17 protein-coding genes are annotated in these 22,902 nt (G+C 44.7%); 7 read left to right on the forward strand and 10 right to left on the reverse strand.

Going from position 1 to position 22,902, the window contains the following annotated elements; all coding sequences use genetic code 11:
• Position 1 precedes the first annotated feature (1 nt).
• Complete coding sequence (lolE, locus tag DBX26_RS04820; protein WP_118118042.1) at positions 2-1,246, forward strand: lipoprotein-releasing ABC transporter permease subunit LolE; 1,245 nt, start codon at positions 2-4, stop codon at positions 1,244-1,246.
• Positions 1,247-1,398: 152 nt separating this feature from the next.
• Here the strand turns inward: lolE and DBX26_RS04825 are convergent, their stop codons facing one another.
• Positions 1,399-1,908, reverse strand: a complete 510-nt coding sequence (locus DBX26_RS04825) for a DUF2062 domain-containing protein (protein WP_118118044.1) — start codon at positions 1,906-1,908, stop codon at positions 1,399-1,401.
• Positions 1,909-1,916: 8 nt separating this feature from the next.
• On the opposite strand from DBX26_RS04825, the gene DBX26_RS04830 reads away from it, so the two are divergent.
• Genes DBX26_RS04830 through kdsB form a run of 5 tightly spaced genes read left to right on the forward strand, consistent with a single transcriptional unit; the run spans position 1,917 to position 7,884 of the window.
• Entirely contained in the window at positions 1,917-4,175 is a 2,259-nt protein-coding gene (locus DBX26_RS04830) for a DNA internalization-related competence protein ComEC/Rec2 (protein WP_162889665.1), read from the forward strand.
• Positions 4,176-4,206: 31 nt separating this feature from the next.
• Positions 4,207-5,955, forward strand: coding sequence for a lipid A ABC transporter ATP-binding protein/permease MsbA (msbA, locus tag DBX26_RS04835; RefSeq protein WP_014231288.1), 1,749 nt, complete (start codon positions 4,207-4,209; stop codon positions 5,953-5,955).
• A gap of 3 nt (positions 5,956-5,958) precedes the next feature.
• Positions 5,959-6,966: a tetraacyldisaccharide 4'-kinase gene (gene lpxK, locus DBX26_RS04840; protein WP_118118048.1), complete on the forward strand. Its 1,008-nt coding sequence runs from the start codon at positions 5,959-5,961 to the stop codon at positions 6,964-6,966.
• The gene (locus tag DBX26_RS04845) at positions 6,947-7,126 is read left to right on the forward strand and encodes a Trm112 family protein (protein ID WP_014231290.1); all 180 of its coding nucleotides are present in this window, start codon (positions 6,947-6,949) and stop codon (positions 7,124-7,126) included. Before lpxK ends, DBX26_RS04845 begins: the two co-directional genes overlap by 20 nt.
• On the forward strand, positions 7,126-7,884 hold the full coding sequence (gene kdsB / locus DBX26_RS04850) for a 3-deoxy-manno-octulosonate cytidylyltransferase (RefSeq protein ID WP_014231291.1): 759 nt from the start codon (positions 7,126-7,128) through the stop codon (positions 7,882-7,884). The genes DBX26_RS04845 and kdsB overlap by 1 nt, the downstream gene beginning before the upstream one ends.
• Before the next feature lie 86 nt (positions 7,885-7,970).
• On the opposite strand, the gene DBX26_RS04855 is transcribed toward kdsB, so the two are convergent.
• The 9 genes from DBX26_RS04855 to DBX26_RS04900 all read right to left on the reverse strand — a co-directional run bounded on the left by DBX26_RS04855 (position 7,971) and on the right by DBX26_RS04900 (position 20,906).
• A complete protein-coding gene (locus DBX26_RS04855) occupies positions 7,971-9,530 on the reverse strand; it encodes a SpoVR family protein (RefSeq protein WP_014231292.1) in 1,560 nt (519 codons plus the stop codon).
• Positions 9,531-9,541: 11 nt separating this feature from the next.
• Positions 9,542-10,813 carry a YeaH/YhbH family protein gene (locus DBX26_RS04860; protein ID WP_014231293.1) on the reverse strand — a complete coding sequence of 424 codons (1,272 nt, stop codon included), beginning with the start codon at positions 10,811-10,813 and terminating at the stop codon, positions 9,542-9,544.
• Positions 10,814-10,862: 49 nt separating this feature from the next.
• Entirely contained in the window at positions 10,863-12,797 is a 1,935-nt protein-coding gene (locus DBX26_RS04865) for a PrkA family serine protein kinase (protein ID WP_014231294.1), read from the reverse strand.
• Between the two features lie 488 nt (positions 12,798-13,285).
• Positions 13,286-13,786, reverse strand: a complete 501-nt coding sequence (locus DBX26_RS04875; protein WP_014231295.1) for a YfbU family protein — start codon at positions 13,784-13,786, stop codon at positions 13,286-13,288.
• A gap of 155 nt (positions 13,787-13,941) precedes the next feature.
• Entirely contained in the window at positions 13,942-14,610 is a 669-nt protein-coding gene (locus tag DBX26_RS04880) for an energy-coupling factor ABC transporter permease (RefSeq protein WP_020332853.1), read from the reverse strand.
• Positions 14,611-14,763: 153 nt separating this feature from the next.
• Positions 14,764-15,504 carry a pyruvate formate lyase 1-activating protein gene (gene pflA / locus DBX26_RS04885; RefSeq protein ID WP_014231297.1) on the reverse strand — a complete coding sequence of 247 codons (741 nt, stop codon included), beginning with the start codon at positions 15,502-15,504 and terminating at the stop codon, positions 14,764-14,766.
• A gap of 142 nt (positions 15,505-15,646) precedes the next feature.
• Complete coding sequence (locus tag DBX26_RS04890; protein ID WP_162889666.1) at positions 15,647-16,624, reverse strand: lipid A deacylase LpxR family protein; 978 nt, start codon at positions 16,622-16,624, stop codon at positions 15,647-15,649.
• Between the two features lie 152 nt (positions 16,625-16,776).
• Positions 16,777-19,053: a formate C-acetyltransferase gene (gene pflB / locus DBX26_RS04895; RefSeq protein WP_020332855.1), complete on the reverse strand. Its 2,277-nt coding sequence runs from the start codon at positions 19,051-19,053 to the stop codon at positions 16,777-16,779.
• Between the two features lie 305 nt (positions 19,054-19,358).
• Positions 19,359-20,906: a DUF3360 family protein gene (locus tag DBX26_RS04900; protein WP_020332856.1), complete on the reverse strand. Its 1,548-nt coding sequence runs from the start codon at positions 20,904-20,906 to the stop codon at positions 19,359-19,361.
• Between the two features lie 457 nt (positions 20,907-21,363).
• Here DBX26_RS04900 and DBX26_RS04905 point away from each other — a divergent pair, with 457 nt between their 5' ends.
• A complete protein-coding gene (locus tag DBX26_RS04905) occupies positions 21,364-22,815 on the forward strand; it encodes a flagellar sheath protein A (protein ID WP_118118052.1) in 1,452 nt (483 codons plus the stop codon).
• Positions 22,816-22,902 lie beyond the last annotated feature (87 nt).

Here is a 22,902-nt window from a genome sequence, read left to right on the forward strand (position 1 = left end):
TTTGTTTTCATCTTTAGCATTAATGATCGGTGGCCGTTTTAGTCGCGCGAAAAAGCGTAACAAGATGGTCTCGTTCATTTCTTTGTCCTCCACCATTGGCATTGCCGTTGGTGTCGTCGTCATCATCATTGGCCTGTCTGCGATGAATGGTTTTGAGCGAGAATTACAGTCGCGAGTGTTGTCGGTGATTCCACATGGTGAGTTAGAGGGGGTTGATGGCCCGCTGCAGAATTACTCCAAGACCATGAACCAAGCGTTGAAGCATAAAAATGTGGTTGCGGCTGCACCCTATGTTCGCTTCACTGGGTTAACAGAGAAGGGCAGTAAACTCAAAGCGGTTGAAGTACGCGGGGTAGAGCCTTCATTTGAACAAGCCGTTTCCAATATGTCTGATTTTATCGACCCGGAAGCGTGGCAGAACTTTTACGCGGGTCAGCAGCAGGTGATTTTAGGCCGGGGTGTAGCGACTGAGTTAAATGCTGAAGTTGGTGACTATGTCACGTTAATGATTCCACAAACGGGCACGGGTACAAAAGTTCAGGCACCAAAGCGTGTGCGTGTACAGGTTATAGGTTTCTTGACCTTGAATGGCCAGATTGATCACTCTCTTGCGTTAGTGCCATTAGCGGATGCTCAGCAATATGCCCGTTTAGGGGATGGTGTTACTGGTGTTTCGCTGAAGACAAACGATGTCCTTAACGCACCGGAAATTGTGCGTGAAGTGGGCGGCCTTATCGATGTGTATGTTTATCTGAAAAGCTGGCAGCAACAGTTTGGTTTTCTTTACCGTGATATCCAGTTAGTACGGACGATCATGTATCTGGTGATGGTGCTGGTGATAGGAGTGGCTTGTTTCAATATCGTCTCGACCTTAATGATGGCGGTTAAAGACAGAGCGGCAGAAATTGCAATTCTCAGAACCATGGGCGCAAAAGACAGCCTGATCAAGCGAATATTTGTCTGGCAAGGCGTATTTTCTGGCGTGCTGGGTAGTTTGGTCGGCAGCGTTATTGGTGTTTTAGTCGCCTTAAACCTAACGCCGCTTATCACAGGATTAGAGCAACTGATTGGACATCATTTCTTATCTGGTGACATTTATTTTGTTGATTTCTTACCATCACAACTGCATTGGCCGGATGTTGCTTTGGTGTCGATTACGGCAATTGTTCTCAGCTTGTTAGCGACTTGGTATCCTGCCTCTCGTGCGGCTAAATTAAATCCAGCTGCGGTTCTAAGTGCGAAGTAAAATCAAAGCAGGCAAAAAACAAAAAGGACCGAATTCGGTCCTTTTGTGTATTTGCTATCAGGTTAACATACTCGAGCGACATTGCTTTTCAGGTTAAGAGTTATCTGCCCCTCATCAGCTAATCAGAGTGCTGAATTTTTTGTGCCGACGACTTATCTTATTTTACGTTTATTCCAGCTACGGGCTACAGAGTAGCGCCATACTCCGCGAATACCAAAGTAGCCGATGATAGCTGAGACGACGCCACATATCATACAGCCGAGCAGGAATGGTGGTCCGATAGTATGCATTTGCTGCATGATAAATTCCCACGATAGCTCAAAGTGAAATGGTTGCGGAGGAACATGCATAGCCCATGCGCCAATCTTGTAGGCGAAGTAGAACAAAACCGGCATCGTAATTGGGTTACTAACCCAAACTAGAGCAACAGAAAGCGGTAAGTTGACACCCATTAAAATGGCTAAACCTGCCGCCATAATCATTTGGCTAGGAAGCGGTACAAACGCCATAAAAAGACCAACGGCAAACGCGCCAGACGCAGAGCGACGGTTAAGGCACCAAAGGTTCGGGTTATATAGGACATTGCCGAAGACTTTTAATGCTTTTTGACGTTTGATCAACTCGTGATCTGGCATGAAGCGTTTTATCAGCTTTCTAGGCATAGGACTGCATGACTCTCTCAGAAAAAAGTTGCACCTTGGCGTTATTTGTCGCAAGCATTGTCTCATCGGCATGGTGGCCGATAATGCCAGATTGGCGCTGGCTGCTGCTGGGAATAATTACCACTGGTTCAATAATTAAATTACGTCGTGGCTTAATTAGCATAGGCGTAATTTTGGGCTTAATGGTAGTCATCATCCACGGCAATGTATTGGAGTATCAGCGACAAGCCCTTTTTAATGTAGGGGAGAATAGTACCATAACTGGCAAAGTTGACAGCTCTTTTAATCAAATAAGTCATGGATATGAAGGACTCGTGACGATAAAACAAGTGGGTGATCAAAGTCTGTTACCTTTTCTTAAACCTAAAGTCCGTTTTATCACCACCTTTCCTATCCCTGTTAACAGTGAATTTACGACCACGGCTCAGGTAAAGCCCATTATTGGGTTACGTAACGAAGCGGGCTTCGACGCTGAAAAGCAGGCAATGGGAAGTGGTATTTTAGCCAGAATGATTGTGACTGGTGATGCGCACTGGATTATTCGTAACGGACGTTCTGTACGTCAGTCGATAATCAACCTGGTAATGGATGATATCTCCCATCTAGACCACTTTCCGTTAATCAGTGCTCTGGTATTTGCTGATAGAAGCTGGCTTTCTGGTGATGACTGGCGAGGGCTGAGAGACAGTGGATTATTGCACCTGGCCTCTATCTCCGGGCTGCACATTGGAATGGCTTTTAGCTTTGGTTTTTTGCTCGGTGTAAGTGTTCGCTCCGTTTTACCGCGTTATCAAGTGGTGCCTTCAATTACGGGGTTAACCGTCGCGCTATGTTATGCCTGGCTCGCTGATTTTTCTCTGCCAACCACTCGCGCCGTATCGGTTTGTGTCATCTACATTGTTTTAAAATACGGTTTGGTTCACTGGAGTACCTGGCGAGTGTTGCTACTGGCGGTTGCTTTTCAGCTACTTATTCAGCCTTTCGCATCTTTTAGTATGAGTTTCTGGTTGTCTTACCTCTCTGTAGGTATGGTGCTGTTGGTCATTAACTTTGTCCGGTTCAATAACAGTAGCTGGCGAGGAAAACTGCGAACCTTGTTTGTGACTCAACTTGCCTTGAGTGTATTTGTCATACCTATCAGTGGCTATTTTTTCTCTGGTTTCAGCTTATCGTCCATCGCTTATAACCTTGTGTTTATCCCATGGTTTGGGTTTGTCGTCGTTCCTTTAATGTTTATCGCGTTATCTACTTCTTTATTGCTACCCACATTCTCGCCAATAGTTTGGCAATTGATGGATTTTTCTTTATGGCCGTTAAGTGAATCTCTTCAGTATGCCTTTGGTACGTGGCAACCATTGTCGATAGAACTTACGTGGATACTGTTTTCTCTCTGTACTTTCTTGGTTTTGAAGCGGTTATTGCTTTGGCAGGGTTGGTTATTGCTGTGCGTTATTACCATCATCATTTCAAGTTGGAATGGGCAAAAAAGTACCAGTTGGCGAATCGATGTTCTCGATGTCGGTCATGGTCTTGCCGTTCTGGTAGAAAAAGAGGGTAAAGCTCTGATTTACGACACTGGAAAATCCTGGCCGGAGGGCAGTGTTGCGGAGCAGGTGATTATACCCGTGTTACATCGCAGAGGATTTAGAGAGGTTGATACCTTGGTTCTCAGTCATTCGGATAATGACCACGCAGGAGGAAGGCAAGTGATTGAAACGCACCTCAAGCCGACCCATAAACGCAGCAGCCAAGATTTTAGTGGGTATCAACCTTGTGTGAGCGGTGATAATTGGATGTGGCAGCAACTCGATATCGAAGTGCTCTGGCCACCCCAAATGGTCACTCGAGCCTACAACCCTCACTCGTGTGTCTTTAGACTCAGAGACCGAGAATCTGATTTTTCCATGCTGTTCACGGGTGATATTGAATCGATTAGCGAGTGGATACTTCTTCGTGCGCCTGAAAAATTATCTAGTGATGTGATGCTCGTTCCTCATCACGGTAGCAAAAGTTCCTCCAACCCTCTTTTTATCCATGCAGTCTCTCCAACATTAGCGGTAGCATCACTGGCGAAAAACAATCAGTGGGGAATGCCTGCTGACAAGGTAGTGACCTCGTATCTCAACGCAGGGGCGCTATGGCTTGATACTGGTGAGGGTGGACAAGTTACTATCCGAGTAACGAAAGATAAGTGGGATTTTGTAACCAAACGCAGTGATACATTTGAGCCTTGGTATAGGCAGATGCTGCGTAAGGGGTTAGAATGAGAGTCTTAATGTAAGAAAATAAAGCACTTCTATGTCGATAAATACTGATGAAACGACTTGGCAGACGTTTAAGCGTCTATGGCAATTTATTCGCCTTTATAAAGCTGGTCTAATCGTTGCTATCATTGCATTAGTTATTAATGCTGTCTCAGACACCTATATGATCTCCTTACTAAAACCTTTGCTTGATGAAGGTTTTGGCAGCGCTGAGTCTGATTTCCTGCGCACTCTTCCGTTGATAATTTTTGCCATGATGTTTATTCGTGGTACCAGTGGATTTGTCTCCGATTATTGCTTGAGCTGGGTTTCTGGCAACGTCGTCATGCAGATACGACGTCTGGTCTTCAACCACTTTATGCATATGCCCGTGTCTTACTTTGATAAAGAAAAGACAGGCAACCTGTTGTCTCGTATCACTTATGATTCAGAACAAGTCTCCGCTGCAACGAGCCGTGCTTTAGTGAGTATTGTTCGTGAAGGGGCGAGTATTATTGGTCTGTTGACGCTGATGTTTTACAACAGTTGGCAGCTATCATTGGTTCTTTTTGCGGTAGCGCCGGTTGTCGCATGGGGGATTGGCGTTGTCTCTAAACGCTTTAGAAAGATCTCCAAAAATATGCAAACCATGATGGGTAACGTAACCGCTTCTGCAGAACAAATGCTGAAAGGGCATAAAGTTGTACTGAGCTATGGTGGCCAGGATATCGAACGTCAACGATTCGAAAAAGTCAGCAACCAAATGCGTCAGCAAAGCATGAAACTGGTGACGGCTCAGGCAGCTGCGAACCCTATCATCCAGATGATCGCATCCGTTGCGATTGTAGCGGTACTGTATCTGGCGAGTATTGACTCCATTAAAGAGCAACTGACTCCTGGTACGTTTACCGTAGTATTTTCAGCGATGTTTGGTCTGATGCGCCCACTTAAAGCACTGACTAACGTGACCTCTCAGTTCCAACGAGGTATGGCTGCCAGCCAAACGTTGTTTGCTCTTATCGACCTTGAACCTGAGAAGAATGAAGGTAAGCACAAGGTTGAGCGAGCGAATGGTGATATTTCTGTAAAAGACATCACTTTCACATACGAAGGTTCAGAAAAGCCAGCACTTGAACATGTTAGCTTTGACATTCCTCGGGGTAAGACGGTCGCTCTGGTCGGTCGTTCGGGGTCTGGTAAGAGTACCATCGCGAACTTATTCAACCGTTTTTACGATGTGGACAGCGGTGTGATTGAGCTTGATGGCCACGATATCCGCGAATACGAGCTGAGAAACCTGCGTGAACAGTTTGCTTTGGTTTCCCAGAATGTTCACTTGTTTAACGATACGATCGCAAACAACATTGCTTACGCAACCGAAGATAACTTCCAGCGCAGTGATATCGAAAGAGCGGCTGAGCTCGCACATGCGATGGAGTTTGTCAGCAAAATGGAGCACGGCCTCGATACCATGATTGGTGAAAATGGCGCGAGTCTTTCAGGTGGTCAGCGTCAACGTATTGCCATTGCACGTGCATTGCTACGTGATGCGCCAGTGTTGATTTTGGATGAGGCTACTTCGGCACTGGACACCGAGTCGGAGCGTGCGATTCAGGCTGCATTAGATGAGCTGCAAAAAGATAAAACCGTGCTAGTGATTGCTCACCGACTGTCGACGATTGAAAAAGCTGATGAAATCCTCGTTGTTGATGATGGTGCGATTGTCGAGCGTGGTAACCATGCTGATCTGATCTCAAAAGACGGTGCGTATGCGCAATTGCACCGAATTCAGTTTGGCGGTTAAGCGGTGATTGAAAAAATCTGGTTTGAAAACCACCCATTAAAATATCTCTTGTGGCCGCTTTTGTGGCCACTGAGTTTGTTATTTGGTGCAATCAGTCAGTCGAAGCGAAAACAATACCAGCAAGGGAGCAAACATGCGTATCAAGCCCCTGTACCTGTTGTCGTAGTCGGTAATATTACCGCTGGCGGAAATGGTAAAACGCCGGTTGTGGTCTGGCTGGTGGAGCAATTACAACAGCTAGGTTACAAGCCGGGTGTTGTCTCACGCGGCTATGGCGCTAAAGCACCTCACTATCCACTCGTTTTAGATGTCGATACGCCCGCGAAACATTGCGGTGATGAGCCTAAACTTATTTATAATCGCACTGGGGCTCCCGTTGCCGTTGATCCGGTGAGAGCAAATGCGGTTAAAGCGCTGTTGGCGACTGGCGTTGATATTGTGATCACGGATGATGGTCTCCAGCATTACGCATTGGCGAGAGATATTGAGTTGGTGATCGTTGACGGCAATCGACGCTTTGGTAACGAAAGTCTGATACCTTTGGGTCCTTTGCGAGAAAGTGTTGAAAGGCTAAAAGAAGTCGATTTCGTGATTACGAATGGTGGTCAGGCTAAACAAAGTGAAATCGCGATGTCACTGGCTCCGGAGAAGGCGATTAACCTGAAGACGAAACAGCAAGTTGAAGTCTCAGAGTTAAACGACCTGGTGGCGTTTGCAGGCATTGGGCACCCACCGCGATTTTTTCGTACACTGGATATGCTGAATGCCGACGTCAAAGTCACCAAAGGGTTTGCAGACCATCAAGACTTTGACCAGCAAGAATTAGAAACATTGGCTCAACAAGGATCCAATGTGATCATGACCGAGAAAGACGCCGTCAAGTGTCGTGAATACGCACAAGATAATTGGTGGTATCTGCCTGTATCTGCTCAGTTTGCAACAAGCGATGCAGAGCGAATTTTAAATAGAATAAAAGAGGTTAAAGCGACTTATGGATCATCGTCTGCTTGAGATTGTAGCTTGCCCTGTGTGTAAAGGTAAGCTGACGTACGATAAAGATAATCAAGAGCTGATCTGCAAAGTGGATCGTCTTGCTTATCCGATTAAAGAAGGCATTCCTGTTCTGCTTGAGCCGGAAGCAAGAACCATGAGCATGGATGAGGGGCGTTAATGTCTTTTACAGTCGTTATTCCCGCTCGTTATTCTTCTAGTCGCTTACCGGGCAAACCGTTGGCTGATATTGGTGGTAAACCGATGGTTCAGTGGGTTTACGAACAAGCCATGCAAGCCGGTGCTGAAGATGTCATTATTGCAACCGATGACGAACGTGTTTCTTCTGCGGTAGAGCAGTTTGGTGGAAAAGTCTGCATGACGTCACCAAACCATGAATCGGGCACTGAGCGTTTGGCTGAAGTGGTTGAGAAAATGGCGATCCCTGCTGATCACATCATTGTTAATGTGCAAGGTGATGAGCCATTAATCCCACCATCAATCATTCGTCAAGTTGCTGATAATCTCGCAGCTTGTGATGCTCCAATGGCAACGCTTGCGGTAGAAATTGACTCCGAAGATGAAGTCTTCAACCCAAATGCGGTAAAAGTGGTGGCGGACTCGCGCGGCTATGCCATGTACTTTAGCCGAGCAACGATTCCATGGGATCGTGACAATTTTGCCAAGCAAGATAAAACCATTGCTAATCCGTTGATGCGCCACATTGGTATTTATGCTTACCGCGCAGGTTTCATTAATACTTACATCAACTGGGCACCAAGTGCGCTAGAGCAAATTGAATGTCTTGAGCAGCTTCGCGTACTTTGGTATGGCGAAAAAATTCATGTTGCGGTAGCGAAGGAAGCTCCAGCAGCAGGTGTTGACACTCAAGCAGACTTAGACGCCGTAAGAGCGATAGTCGCTAACGAAGCTAAGTAACCTTTGCTGTTTCACTGTAATAAAAAGGCTCCAATCTTGGAGCCTTTTGCTTTTGAGGTATTGCTTAGGGGTTAAAGGAATCGGTATCAGATGTTGTTGTCGTATTGGTTACGCTTAGGGCACGTTGCCAGCGTTTCTCTATGACCTGTATCTTTCACTTCTTGGAGTACAACGTCAAATCCCCATATACGATATACGTGCTTCAATACTTCTTCATAACTGTCATCCAATGGGATGCGATTGTGAGGAACATATTGAAGTGTTAATGAACGGTCACCACGGACATCAACATTAAAGACCTGAATATTAGGCTCAAGGTTCGATAGGTTATATTGCGCTGCGAGCTTTTCTCTGATGCTCTTATAACCGCTCTCATCGTGAATCGCCGATATTTCGATGAAGTTTTTATGGTCATCATCTTTGATAGCGAACAGTTTAAAGTCACGTATCAATTTAGGTGACAGGTATTGGCTGATAAAACTTTCATCTTTGAAGTTATGCATTGCAAAGTGCACTGCGTCTAGCCAGTCGGTACCCGCTAAATCTGGGAACCATTCCTTATCTTCATCAGTTGGCTCTTCACAGATGCGTTTGATATCGCGGAACATGGCAAAGCCGAGCGCGTAAGGGTTAATGCCGCTAAAGTAAGGGCTGTTATACGCAGGCTGCGCTACTACGCTGGTGTGACTGTGTAAGAACTCTAGGATGAACTTTTCAGACACCAAACCTTCGTCGTAAAGATGGTTAAGAATGGTGTAATGCCAGAACGTTGCCCAACCTTCGTTCATCACCTGAGTTTGCTTTTGTGGGTAGAAGTATTGGCTTATCTTACGCACAATACGGATGACTTCACGCTGCCATGGCTCGAGTAGCGGTGCATGTTTCTCAAAGAAATACAGTAAGTTTTCCTGTGGTTCACTTGGGAAGCGCTCTACGATGTCCTCTTCTTTGGTTTTCGACCTAGGCACGGTTCGCCACAGATCATTAATTTGTGATTGCAGGTACGCCTCACGCTCTTCTTGACGCGCTTTCTCTTCCGTAATGGAGATTTTTTCTGGACGTTTGTATCTGTCGACCCCGAAGTTCATCAATGCATGACAAGAATCGAGAAGTTTTTCAACTTCCAGAACACCATAGCGCTCTTCACACTCTGCCAGGTATTTTTTTGCGAACAATAAATAGTCAATGATAGAGCTTGCGTCTGTCCAAGTCTGGAACAGGTAGTTACCTTTAAAGAAAGAATTGTGTCCATAGCAGGCGTGCGCCATTACCAGTGCCTGCATAGTCACGGTATTCTCTTCCATTAGGTAGGCGATACAAGGGTTGGAGTTGATGACTATCTCGTACGCCAAGCCCATTTGGCCGTGTTTGTAGTTTTGCTCTGTCTGAATGAATTTCTTACCGAACGACCAGTGGTTGTAGTTGATCGGCATCCCAATACTTGAGTATGCATCCATCATTTGTTCTGACGTGATGACCTCAATTTGGTTTGGGTAAGTGTCGAGGCGATAGTGCTCAGCGACACGTTTTATCTCTTTGTGGTATCGCTCCAGCAATTCAAAGGTCCAGTCGGGACCATCAGGTAGCAACTTGCTACTGCGCTTTTTTGGAGCTTTACCAGAGAGGTTTTTCGTTGCGGTACTCATCGCTAGCCTCCTTACGCCGTTTCTTTGTGGAATAGTTCACGGAAGACAGGGAAGATATCCTCAACAGAGCGAATATTTTTCATTGCAAAGTTAGGAAACTCTTCGGTGAGTTTTTCATACTCATGCCACAAAGTTTGGTGAGAACGACGTGTGATCTCAATATATGAGTAGTACTGACAGTTAGGCAGTAACTTATCCACTAATAAGTCACGGCATCTCGGTGAGTCATCCGCCCAGTTGTCGCCATCGGATGCTTGGGCTGCATAAATGTTCCACTGTCCGACAGGGTAACGAGCTTTGATTATCTCATCCATGAGTTTTAGAGCGCTGGATACGATGGTACCCCCGGTTTCCTGAGAGTAGAAAAACTCGTGCTCATCCACTTCTTTTGCCTGTGTATGATGGCGAATAAACACCACTTCCACGTTTTCATAGGTACGAGTTAGGAATAGGTAAAGCAGTACGTAGAATCGTTTTGCGATATCCTTGGTCGCTTGATCCATTGAGCCTGATACGTCCATTAAGCAGAACATGACTGCCTGGCTGGATGGTACCGGGCGTTTCTCGTAGTTTTTGAAACGTAAGTCGAATGTATCAATGAACGGAACACTGTCGATTTTCTTACGCAGTTCGGTTATTTCCCTCTTTAAACGGGTCTCTTCAAACGGTTGAGCAGGCTCCATATTTTTAATACGTGATAGCTCATCCTCAAGTTCTTTGAGAAGTCGCTTTTTACCTGCTGTCATGGCCGTTCTTCGAGCCAGAGATTGTTGGAGTGAACGCACAACGGCAATGTTAGAGGGGATACCCGCAGTCTGGAAGCCAGCACGATGTGTTTTCCACTCGGTAATTTTTGCGATTTGGTTTTTCTCTAAATTCGGTAGCTCGAGATCTTCGAAAAGAATATCCAGGTATTCGTCTTTCGAAATTTGGAATACAAACTCATCCTGACCTTCGCCGTCCGGACTTGCATTACCTTCGCCAGAGCCACTGCCTTGGCCTCCTGATTTTGGACGCTCGATTTTGTCACCAGTAATGAACTGATCGTTACCTGGATGGACACGCTCACGTAGCCCACCTTGACCTTGATGAAAAATCGGTTCGGTTATGTCTTTATGCGGTATCGATACGTCTTCGCCCGTTTCCGTATTCGTGATCGAGCGTCGATTCACTGCGTCTGCCACCGACTCCTTGATTTGCTCTCTATGGCGCTTCAAGAAGCGCTGTCTGTTAACAGCGCTCTTGTTCTTGCCATTGAGCCTTCGGTCTATAAATTGCGCCATGAAATAGCCCTCTTCATGTTTCACACAAGCGACCTAACTCAACATTTGGTTAGGATGACTTACGTACTCGTAGGTACCACTCAGAAAGTAGGCGAACCTGTTTCTCGGTATAGCCTTTTTCCATCATGCGAGCGACAAAGTCGTCATGCTTCCTCTGATCTTCAGAAGAGGTTTTCGCATTAAATGAGATAACCGGAAGAAGTTCTTCAGTGTTGGAGAACATTTTCTTCTCGATAACTGTGCGCAATTTTTCGTAGCTGGTCCAAACCGGGTTCTGACCATTGTTAGTGGCTTTCGCACGAAGCACAAAGTTGACGATTTCGTTTCGGAAATCTTTCGGATTACTAATACCAGCTGTTTTCTCGATCTTCTCTAGCTCTAAGTTGAGTGAAGCGCGGTCAAATAGCTGGCCGGTTTCTGGATCGCGGTACTCTTGGTCTTGAATCCAGAAGTCTGCATAAGTCACGTAACGGTCAAAGATGTTCTGACCATACTCAGAGTATGACTCTAGGTATGCGGTCTGAATTTCTTTACCAATGAACTCGACGTAGCGAGGTACGAGGTATCCTTTCAAAAACTCGAGGTATTTCTCTGCCGTTTCAGTTGGGAACTGTTCACGTTCTACTTGTTGCTCAATGACGTAGAACAGATGAACTGGGTTCGCGGCTACTTCGGTTTGGTCGAAGTTAAATACACGCGACAGAATCTTAAACGCGAAACGAGTGGACAGGCCGTTCATGCCTTCATCAACCCCGGCGTAGTCACGATATTCCTGATAGCTTTTCGCTTTCGGATCGGTGTCTTTCAGGGTTTCACCGTCGTATACCCGCATTTTTGAGAAGATGGACGAGTTTTCAGGCTCTTTCAGGCGTGAAAGAATACTGAATTGCGCCAACGTTTCTAACGTGCTTGGTGAACATGGTGCTTGTGACAGTTCACTGTTTTCGAGAAGTTTTTGGTAAATTTTCACTTCTTCAGAAACACGTAGACAGTACGGCACTTTCACAATGTACACACGGTCAAGGAATGCTTCGTTGTTTTTGTTGTTACGGAACGTTTGCCATTCTGATTCGTTCGAGTGCGCTAAGATCATGCCATCGAATGGGATCGCAGACAGGCCTTCCGTGCCGTTAAAGTTACCTTCCTGAGTCGCAGTTAGTAGCGGGTGAAGTACTTTAATCGGTGCTTTGAACATCTCAACGAATTCCATCAAGCCTTGGTTTGCTTTACATAGCGCGCCAGAGTAGCTGTAGGCATCTGGATCGTCTTGAGAGTAATGTTCAAGTTTACGAATATCGACTTTACCAACGAGTGATGAAATGTCTTGGTTGTTTTCATCGCCTGGTTCGGTTTTCGCTACCCCGATTTGGTCGAGGATCGAAGGGCGGACTTTGACGACTTTAAATTTGGTGATGTCGCCACCAAACTCATGCAGACGTTTGGCTGCCCAAGGAGACATAATGGAGCGTAGGTAACGCTGTTCAATACCGTATTCTTTTTTAAGAATTTCGCCATCTTCGGAAGCTTTAAAGAGGCAGAAAGGATGGTCATTGACTGGACTGCGCTGACCATTCGCGGTAAGCACATAAATTGGCATTTGTTCCATCAATGCTTTCAGTTTTTCTGCAAGTGATGATTTACCACCACCTACTGGACCGAGTAGGTAAAGAATCTGTTTGCGTTCTTCTAAACCTTGAGCAGCATGTTTTAGATATGAAACAATTTGTTCTATCGCATCTTCCATGCCATAGAAATCTTTAAATGTTGAGTAACGCGCTATAACGCGGTTTGAGAAGATCCGGCTTAGACGTGGATCTTTGGCTGTATCGATTACTTCTGGCTCACCGATGGCCATCAGTAGGCGCTCTGCTGCATTAGCGTATGCGCTTTTGTCATCCTTACACAGGGCTAGAAACTCCTGTAACGACATCTCTTCATCTTTAGAAGCTTCATATCTGGATTGATAGTGGTCGAAAATACTCATGTCGCTTTCCCCTTTAATAGTCAGTCTACCGACGAACGTTGATGAAGGCTTACTCACCTGTTGTCATGCTCTTGGTTGTCTGAATGTATACGTACTGACCTCTGATTTGGTTTGTACAGGACGTAAGTTATGCGACACCAAAGACTTTGCTTTAAGTACAGATTTATCATCACAACGGTGAGCGGTGGATTTGAATCATTCAATCACAGCCTTTCTCTACTTAAGCCTAGTCGGGGATTTGCAATTTTGCTTAACAATTATGAATTTATTGTAAAAGTGGCATATTTATCACTCTTGCATAAATGGCAGGATTGTGTGGTGTGTTCAGTATTGATAAATCAAATGTTTGGCATCAGGTGGCCAATGTTAGTGATTCATCGTTAGCCTTGGAGAAAGATTGAGAAAATTGCTCTGAAGTGAAAAAGATAATGGGCGATAAGGCAAATAAAAAGGAGAGCCACAGCTCTCCTATTCAATAGTTTGTATAACTAGGCACTGAAGATTTGTGCCAGCTCGTTCGGACATAAGTGGTACTGACGAGGACAGTTACGCCATGTTTGCAGCATACGACGGTATTTCTCTAGCATTGGCATTTGGCTGTTGAAATGGTGATCTGCTTTGTCAAATTGTGGGTAAAGGCCTTCAGAGTCAACAAGAAAGCGTACGTAATGTACTTGTTGCGCTTCTGAAGCGATATCGAATCCCAAAAACTGTAGGCGACGTTGGTCGACTTTGCCTTTCTCGTCACTGTCAAGCAGGTTGTTAGACTCTTGCATCGCGTGATACATCTCCATAATGTCGATGATTTCACGACATTCTGCTTCTGTAATACGGCCAAAGTCTTTGTTTAATTCGCACATTTGTAGTTCATAACCACGCTCGACGATTGTCTGTAAGCGCTTGTATTTTGACGCATTACTTGGGTCGAGTTGAGACATTAGGTTGTACTGGTTTGATAGAATCAAACGTTGAGCGTTTGACATTTCCATGATGACCTCACTAAATAATCTAATACATTTTTAATGTGCTTAGGTTAACGCTTCAGACACGTGTGAAACATGATCTCAACACATATTTAATATGAAAAAATGACAACAAATTCTCAATTTATCTAGCTTTCAGCCCCATCTCTATCAAGCGGACTCTATTTTTTGTGATAGTGGTTGTATATGTAATCTCTATCGGAGAAAACTCTCAACCATTCTGGCTTAAACACGGTCAGCACAGCGAGAGACATACCGTTGAGTAAGCCCTCGGGAAAGGCCAGAAGAGGGACAAAAATAAAGTAGTTGTGCTGAATCGTTTCCCAGTCGTAATGACCGACAGACAAGTGATAGAACGAATTGATCAGCAGATGCAAGCTGCCGGTAATTGCCCCGTTGAAGAAACCCGCAACGAAAATAAAGACAAAGATATTACGAGGCAAATAGTGGTAACTGAGCAGAAATACCAAGTAACTGATCAGAATAGGGAATAGGGCGGAAAGTACCAGTGAGCTTGGTAACAGGATGAGCGAGGTGCCTTGTATCCAATGATTAACAATCATTGCAGGAATACTGAGCAAAAACGCCATTCGCCACCCATACATCATGGTTAACGTCGTTAACGCGAGAAAGTGTATTTTCAGCCCTTCCTTCACACCCGCTTGCGCAGACCACAAAATCGTTAACAGAAAAAGAGTGGCAAAAACAATGTGCTGAAATGACTTCTCTTGCTCTAGCTTAGGCCAAACGGCCTTTCTCCAGTCGGGAATGCAAAAAGCAATAACGACCCAAGCGATAACGATTAATGATCCTAAGTTAAACCAATCCATGACTCATTTCCTACAACGTTCTTTTGTTTCTTATACGTTCGTCAGCGAGCGCTATTCTACATGGACGGATGAGGTATTTAACCTATTTGATTTAACAGAATAAAAAAATACCAGCGCTTGGCTGGTATTTTTAATCAGAGAAAATGGACCACTCTAGTATTTTACATTTGGATGGTACTGAGAAAGAATGGACTGGATTTCATCCATCGTCTCTTTAGACGGAGGATTTACACCTTCAAGAGGGTACTCAAGGCCCAGCGCTTCCCATTTGTGTGCACCAAGTTTGTGGTAAGGGAGCAGCTCGACTTTCTCGATGTTGTCCATATCTTTGATAAACTCACCAAGCATGTGTGCTGCTTCTGGATCATCTGTGTAACCAGGAACTACAACGTAGCGAATCCAGGTCGTTTGTCCAATTTTATGAAGATAGCGAGCAAAGTCGAGAGTACGCTTGTTCGACACGCCGATTAAGTCCTGATGAACTTCATCTTTCATGTGCTTGATGTCCAACATCACGAGATCTGTGGCATCGAGAACTTCGTCAATCACATCGGTGTGTTTACGGACATAGCCATTGGTATCAAGGCAGGTATGAATACCTTCGGCTTTAGCCGCTCGGAAAAAGTCACGAACAAACTCCGGTTGAAGCATAGCCTCACCGCCTGAACAAGTGATACCACCGCCAGACGCTTTCATGAAGTGACGGTATGATTTCGCCTCTGCAATGATTTCTTCTACGGTAACTTCTTTACCGTCATGCGTATCCCAAGTATCGCGGTTATGGCAATACTTACAACGCATCAAACAACCTTGCAAGAAGACGATAAAACGAATACCAGGTCCGTCTACGGTACCACATGACTCAAACGAGTGAATTCGACCAGTTGCTGACATCTTTTGCTCTCATGACTTAAATAAGAATGCTGTTATTTTATTACAAAAAGCAGGGTTAAAACAGTCTTGTAGCAAGGAAGGTGAGGGAATACGGTTAATCAAATGGTCAATGAGTTGTTTATTGACCATTTGAGCTTTCTATTTAAAAGAAGGCGAAGACAGAAAACGATCCGGTACCATAAATATCGGTTGGAGACTCTTTATATTCTGGAGTTTTCACCGTAAAGGTTATGCTCGCTCCATAGCTTTGATTATACCAAGTTGCTCCAGCAACGGCGGTTGTTTGCCAGTGTTCCAGTGTCACGTCATAAGGCTTAGATGGTTCTGGAATGCCGGAACGATCACCTTCGAGTGTGATGTCATTGAAACGGTAGCGACCTTCAAACCCGGTAAACAAGAACCAGCTGCTGGCGTGGTTGGACAACATGCTTGCTGAGAAGGGGCTTTCTACACTGATGTTGGCTGCACCGATGCTATTGCCTAAGTTGGTTCCCCAACGAAACATGACACCCTGAGACACATCACTGCGGAAGTTGCCGGCATTAATGTCATTGACGTTGGTAATCTCCCATTGTGTGTTTTTCCCTTCACTGCGCATTAACTTATTGAACGCGCGGTATCCAACGCTTAACGCGAGATAGTCGTCAATTTGGTAATCCCAACCTTGAGGGTCTGGAGAGCCAGTAATGCTGTGAACCAGAGATTGTGCTTTCTCTGACAGAGCGCTTTCGCCCGTTGCGCCGATGGTAAAGTTATAACGAACAGCTTTATCTTGAGTTAATGAAAGGTAATTGATTTCTGTGTGCAGATAACCAGCGTATGGGCGATCATTCGCCAGAGGGTAGTCGACTTCAATATCACTCGGCGTCCACATCTTATGGCCAAGTACCAGCTCTATTTTATCGACATTCCTGTCGGAGGCGTTGTTTAGGCTTAGCCAGCTCCATTCACTTTCTTTTCTTAATTGTCCGGTCGCGTAAGAGAGAAATATGCCGTTGGTGTAATCATGGTCAACACCGAAAATACCGTCATTATCAAGCGTAAAGGAAACTGTGGATTTGTTGGATGCCAAAGCAACTGGCGACAAAAGAGTAAGAATAAATAATTTATTAAATTTCATATAATGCATTGAATATTTTTCTTTGCATCATACGTAAGAAAGGCAACTAAATCTTTTGAAATATCACAAGATTGGCGGTGGAAATGAAAAAAAGCCGATGCTTTTCAGCACCGGCTCTTGTTGTATTACTATAACGTTATTTCGCGACAGTCTTATAGTGATTCAGTGAATGTACGAGCGATAACGTCAGCTTGCTGTTCAGCAGTCAGAGAGTTGAAACGTACAGCGTAACCCGATACACGGATAGTTAGCTGAGGGTATTTCTCTGGGTGTTTAACTGCGTCTTCTAGAGTTTCGCGGTTAAGCACGTTCACGTTTAGGTGTTGGCCACCTTCGATGCCAGCTTCGTGGTGGAAGTAACCATCCATTAGGCCTGCAAGGTTAGCACGTTGGCTAGTCTCTTCTTTACCTAGTGCATTTGGCACGATAGAGAATGTGTAAGAGATACCATCTTGAGCGTCAGCAAACGGTAGTTTCGCTACTGAAGTCAATGATGCTACTGCACCTTTCTCATCACGGCCGTGCATTGGGTTTGCACCTGGCGCAAATGGAGTACCAGCACGACGACCATCAGGCGTGTTACCAGTCTTCTTACCGTATACCACGTTTGAAGTGATAGTCAGGATAGACTGAGTAGGGATAGCATCACGGTAAGTCTTAAGCTCACGGATCTTGTTCATAAATACAGAAACAAGTTCACAAGCGATGTCATCTACGCGAGCGTCGTTGTTACCGAATTTAGGGTAATCGCCTTCGATTTCAAAGTCGATTGCTAGACCATCTTCGTCACGAACTGGTTTAACTTTCGCGTATTTGATTGCTGATAGAGAGTCAGCAGCAACAGATAGACCAGCGATACCACAAGCCATTGTACGTTTAACGTCACGGTCATGTAGAGCCATTAGAGACGCTTCGTAGCTGTACTTGTCGTGCATGAAGTGGATGCTGTTTAGTGCAGTCACGTACTGCTTAGCTAACCAATCCATGAAGTGATCCATTTTTTCCCATAGCTCGTTGTAATCTAGGTATTCACCTTCGATCTTGTCCATCTTAGGACCAACTTGGATCTTCAGCTTCTCATCGATACCGCCGTTGATGGTGTAAAGCATAGTTTTAGCAAGGTTCGCACGAGCACCGAAGAACTGCATTTGCTTACCAACAACCATTGGAGATACACAACAAGCGATAGCGTAATCGTCTGATTCCATGTCTGGACGCATCAGATCGTCGTTTTCGTACTGGATAGAAGAAGTATCGATAGATACTTTTGCACAGAAACGTTTGAAACCATCTGGAAGTGCTTCAGACCAAAGAACAGTGATGTTTGGCTCTGGAGAAGGACCCATAGTGTATAGGCTGTTTAGGAAACGGAAGTTAGAACGCGTTACTAGCGTACGACCGTCAAGACCCATACCACCCATTGATTCTGTTGCCCAAATTGGGTCGCCAGAGAATAGCTCATCGTACTCAGGAGTACGTAGGAAACGAACCATACGTAGTTTCATTACGAAGTGGTCGATCATTTCTTGAGCTTGATCTTCAGTGATCTTACCTGCAGCGATATCACGCTCGATGTACACGTCTAGGAATGTAGAAGTACGACCTAGAGACATTGCAGCACCGTTTTGAGACTTAACAGCAGCTAGGTAGCCGAAGTAAGTCCATTGGATAGCTTCTTGTGCAGTTTCAGCAGGGCGAGAAATATCGAAACCGTATTTCGCAGCCATTTGTTTGATTTGACCTAGAGCGCGGTGCTGCTCTGCAATTTCTTCACGAAGTTGCATAGTCATGTGAAGGTCTTCGCCGTTCTCAAATTTCTCTTGTAGAGAAGTGAACTGAGCTAGTTTGTCCTTCATTAGGAAGTCGATACCGTAAAGCGCAACGCGACGGTAGTCACCGATGATACGACCACGGCCGTATGCGTCAGGAAGACCAGTTAGTACACCAGACTTACGACATGCAAGGATATCAGGAGTGTAGATATCGAAAACACCAGCATTGTGTGTTTTACGGTATTCTGTGAAGATTTTCTTAACTTGTGGGTCTAGTTCGCGGTCATATGCTTTGCATGAACCTTCAACCATGCGAATACCACCGTTAGGGATGATCGCACGTTTTAGAGGCGCTTCAGTTTGTAGACCTACGATAGTTTCAAGATCTTTTTCGATGTAGCCTGCATCGTGAGCAGTGATGGTAGAGATAACAGATGTATCAAAATCAACAGGAGCGTGAGTCGCGTTCTCTTGTTTGATACCTTCCATTACTTTAGCCCAAAGCTTGTTTGTTGCTTCAGTACCTTCAGAAACTAGGAAAGATTCGTCGCCTTCGTACGGAGTGTAGTTCTTCTGAATGAAATCACGAACGTTTACTTCGTTTTGCCAATCACCTGCAGCAAAACCTTCCCAAGCTTTAGCAAATTGCTCTGCCATGACATACCTACCTTTTTAGTAGAAAAAAATACGTACTGCTTCGCCGTTGAGCCAGCTATCCCCAGAAAAATAGGGGAACAGTACACTCTTATGAATAACAATATTTATAGTCTTAAAATCACTTTTTAGGGTTACAAAACCATAAATATTGTCACTGCTTTAAACGTCTACCTTTTGAAACAACAATTGCAGGTTAAACTAAAATTTTTTTGCAAACCTTAAACTAAATCAATAAATGCTCAACTTTTCGGATAAAAATGGGGTAGCGACAAGCGCTACCCACACATTTTTTTAAGCGTTAAGCATTATAGCCAAGCTTTTAATCCATATTGAGCTTCTAGCATACCAACTGCTAGCATAGCAACCAAACAGATAATAAACACAGTCACAGGAATAATAATCTTATCCATGAATGACAAGCGTGATGCACGCTCTTTATCACCGATCAGGCCATTGTTATCTAAGAACATAGTTAATGCCCAAGCTAGTACTGGGTTAGCAACAATCGATGCAAAGATACAGATACCTGCTGCTTGTGAATCTTTCGTGTCACGAACCATTTGCATACCGGCTTCAAGTAGAGGAAGAGATACACCAACTAGCAGAGCAACGCGCATTACAGGTGGCCATACCGCCACATCCATTGGGAAGCCAAGAATCGCTACCGTCATAACGATTAGACCAAGAAGAATAGCACCAGCTGGAATCGGACGTTTCGCGATAGCTGCCGGGATCATGTAAGTACCCCAAGATGAAGTGATGTTACCACCACCGACTGCAGTACCAACCATTTGACGGAAAGAACACATCGTCATAGTGTCATCCACGTCCATCAGTACTTTTTCTGTCTTACGAGGGTAGTTCATTTCCTGGAAGATACGGTGACCAAGGAAGTCTGGTGACCACATTGCAACAGCAAGAATAGCGAATGGCAGAGAAGCGATGAAGTGTTCTGCATTTGGCAGACCTAGCATCCAACCTTCTTCCGTGCTACCCCACCAGTAAACAGGGTTTAGGTTAGGCAGGCCCATCTCTGTTTCGAATTTAATATCGAAGCCAGCGCCAAGAACCAAAGCAATTGCCAGACCTGTAAACGCACAAACAGGGATTGCTAACCAGCGTTTATTGATTTTTGCAAGGTAAGCATAAATCGCAACAGTGATACCAAGTACGACAAAGCCAACGTAGCCCATGCTGCCAGCAGCTACATCCGCTGACTGTAAGCCAGTCGCCCACGCTTGAATCGAGTTGATTTGGCTAATCGTACCCGTCAAGCCTAAGAAAATAAGCAATCCACCGGCTGTGCCTTCAGAAGTGAGGTTGACGAGTTTTGAGCCGCCTTTGAAAAAGGAGAGTAGAAGGCCAAAGATACCGATTAAGATAGCGAGTGCGAGAGGGTGTGCACCTGCAAGCGCAATAGTACCGATCAATGGAATCATCGGACCATGGTTACCAGCAAGGTTAGCTTTAGGGTTAAAGACGCCTGAAGCTAAGACACAGAAAAGGAGTGCAGGGATAAGCATTTCTACACGAGCGACTTCGATAGCAAACTCTTTTGTTAAATGCACATGATCCCAGGCTTGGGTTAAACCTTCAGCCCAAGACATCATTACCGCAGAGTACATTGCAATAATGCCGATAGTACCCGCAATCGCAGGAACAAAATCTTCAAGCTCGAAACGGAAATCACGACCCGGCAAGTTTAAGCCAAAACGACGTGGCTTCATGATTTGCAGTTCGTGGTCTAGATAGTCTGAACGGCTGTCGAATTCAGATGCTGGACGATGAAGCTCACGGTAGCTTTTGGTCTCGATATCTGAATCAGAGTGCACTTTATTCACTGCGTCTGACATAGATTCCTCATATATTTAAAAGTTATGAATTCTTAACTAAGTTGCGCTGTCCCGCGTAATACGGTGCGCCCTATGCTAGCTATTATTAGATTTGTTGCACGTTAACCTTGCGCCTAAGCATAGCTAATAACTTGTTGTGTTGAGGCACAAAATTTTCCTCAAATGATGGCTGGAGTCTAACAAGATAGCCATTTTGGGTGATTGATTTAGATCACTTTAAATAATCGATGTGAAATAAAACTACAAAATGTGTCAGTTCAACGAATAATAGGGCCAAATAGGACGTAATTTCATTACACAAGTTGCATAAAACTAGAAATTATTGAGACGATATAACACTAGTGGCACGTGAAATGTAGTTATCGATCAAATGCATATAAAGCTGGCTTCAATCTTGCTTAAACCGGAAAAGACAACTTTTTTGGCTAATCATTGCCGCTCAGTTTAGGAAGAAAACATGAAACAGCTTAAAATAGTGCCGTTAGTGGCAATCATTTCGGGATTAATGGTCGGTTGTGGAGGCGGCGGTGGCGGCAGTAGCACACCCAAAACGCTATATAAATTCACTTTTGTGACTCCTGAAACTCAGGCGCTAGCAGATAATGGTTCTTGTACTATTTACGACAGGTTTACTACTAATGGTGTAGAACAAGTCCTCAATTATCATGCAATAGGTGGTGTGATCGACAACCAGCTAACGGCTTATTATTCAGATGCATCGGGTGAGCGTGTCGGAGATGTAGTGACGGCAAGCAATGATCTGTTGACGATCACTCTGCAAGATATTCCTGACGAGGGGAGCGTGACGATCCAAGAAGCGAACGGCTTGATAATTAACGCGCTGACATTTTCAAAACAGTTGTTAGAGTCTGATTCTTCATTACGCAATGTCTACCTTTCTGCGCAAGCTAATGTAAGCAACACGACGTGTTTGACGGGCAGTAACGATAAAATCGTTAGCAAGGCCAGCCTGGACTATAAAGCTGCGGAAGACGCGGCGGGTAACCCATATTCAACCTTCTACTTTGATTCTCAGTATGAAACCGTCACGGCAAACGAATCACGCTTCACGAAAGGTGAAACATTGTCAGCCGTAAGCACTGAAAAAACGATGATTTCGCAGTATCGAACCTCTTCCCGTTCTGCTCTTTATCAATACGGCTTTGAGGACTGGACGGATAGCCGAATGGTATTTGCGGGTTCGTCATCTACGCCATCAGTGAGTAGCTCTGGTATTGATTTTACAACCATTGATATTGACACGATTTATAAGAACTTCTCATATCGCTTAGCGGAAGTGTCGAGAACGAGCGCGTTTTATCACCCTGACGAACTAAATGGTGATGTTTGGACATTCAGTGTAGATGGAACCATTGTGACTTCTGGGTGGGAAGCGCAATACACGGACGTAGTAGGCGACGATTGGACTATTGATGTTGATGACACCTCACTTTTTGCCGTAAGCAACACACAAGATACCAAACCTGGTGTTTCTAACCGTACGGTCTATTTAAGTGACAGTATTGGCTTGGGCACTGAAAATGGTTTGCAGCGAGTGAGTTACGAAGAGGGTGCGAAGGTAGGTACGACGCCATACGTTGTACGTCACTCTATTTATTCATACATCAATGATAGAGTTGTTGTACCTGAGCTTGATTATTCAAGTGTGCCGTCTGATGCAGCCAATGAGCTTGTGATTTCAGATGACTCTTTAATCACACAAAGCTATGTTTTCACGGAACAAAGTGGTGATGTTCAAGTTGCTGATTTTCTAGCGGCTTATGCTAATGGTGAGGGCTTAGATACCACAGAAGATGTACTTGGTATTGTGAAGAATGAACAAGAAGTAAGAGCGATTAGTAACCGCGTTGCTCAGACCAAAACACTGTTGTTAGAGAGAACTAACTAACACTTTTATAATATATTTAGCCCCTCACTGTAGGGGCTTTTTTATACATAATATTCAAGTAATAAAGCATATAGTGCTAAATATTGC

This window comes from Vibrio sp. dhg (genome assembly GCF_003443775.1).
Classification (GTDB): domain Bacteria; phylum Pseudomonadota; class Gammaproteobacteria; order Enterobacterales; family Vibrionaceae; genus Vibrio; species Vibrio natriegens.

Excerpts from the sequence above, each read along its gene's own strand:
- DBX26_RS04825 (WP_118118044.1), bottom strand. The coding sequence starts at position 1,908 with ATGCCTAGAAAGCTGATAAAACGCTTCATGCCAGATCACGAGTTGATC.
- DBX26_RS04830 (WP_162889665.1), top strand. The coding sequence starts at position 1,917 with ATGACTCTCTCAGAAAAAAGTTGCACCTTGGCGTTATTTGTCGCAAGC.
- msbA (WP_014231288.1), top strand. The coding sequence starts at position 4,207 with ATGTCGATAAATACTGATGAAACGACTTGGCAGACGTTTAAGCGTCTA.
- DBX26_RS04845 (WP_014231290.1), top strand. The coding sequence starts at position 6,947 with ATGGATCATCGTCTGCTTGAGATTGTAGCTTGCCCTGTGTGTAAAGGT.
- kdsB (WP_014231291.1), top strand. The coding sequence starts at position 7,126 with ATGTCTTTTACAGTCGTTATTCCCGCTCGTTATTCTTCTAGTCGCTTA.
- DBX26_RS04855 (WP_014231292.1), bottom strand. The coding sequence starts at position 9,530 with ATGAGTACCGCAACGAAAAACCTCTCTGGTAAAGCTCCAAAAAAGCGC.
- DBX26_RS04860 (WP_014231293.1), bottom strand. The coding sequence starts at position 10,813 with ATGGCGCAATTTATAGACCGAAGGCTCAATGGCAAGAACAAGAGCGCT.
- DBX26_RS04865 (WP_014231294.1), bottom strand. The coding sequence starts at position 12,797 with ATGAGTATTTTCGACCACTATCAATCCAGATATGAAGCTTCTAAAGAT.
- DBX26_RS04875 (WP_014231295.1), bottom strand. The coding sequence starts at position 13,786 with ATGGAAATGTCAAACGCTCAACGTTTGATTCTATCAAACCAGTACAAC.
- DBX26_RS04880 (WP_020332853.1), bottom strand. The coding sequence starts at position 14,610 with ATGGATTGGTTTAACTTAGGATCATTAATCGTTATCGCTTGGGTCGTT.
- pflA (WP_014231297.1), bottom strand. The coding sequence starts at position 15,504 with ATGTCAGCAACTGGTCGAATTCACTCGTTTGAGTCATGTGGTACCGTA.
- DBX26_RS04890 (WP_162889666.1), bottom strand. The coding sequence starts at position 16,624 with ATGAAATTTAATAAATTATTTATTCTTACTCTTTTGTCGCCAGTTGCT.
- pflB (WP_020332855.1), bottom strand. The coding sequence starts at position 19,053 with ATGGCAGAGCAATTTGCTAAAGCTTGGGAAGGTTTTGCTGCAGGTGAT.
- DBX26_RS04900 (WP_020332856.1), bottom strand. The coding sequence starts at position 20,906 with ATGTCAGACGCAGTGAATAAAGTGCACTCTGATTCAGATATCGAGACC.
- DBX26_RS04905 (WP_118118052.1), top strand. The coding sequence starts at position 21,364 with ATGAAACAGCTTAAAATAGTGCCGTTAGTGGCAATCATTTCGGGATTA.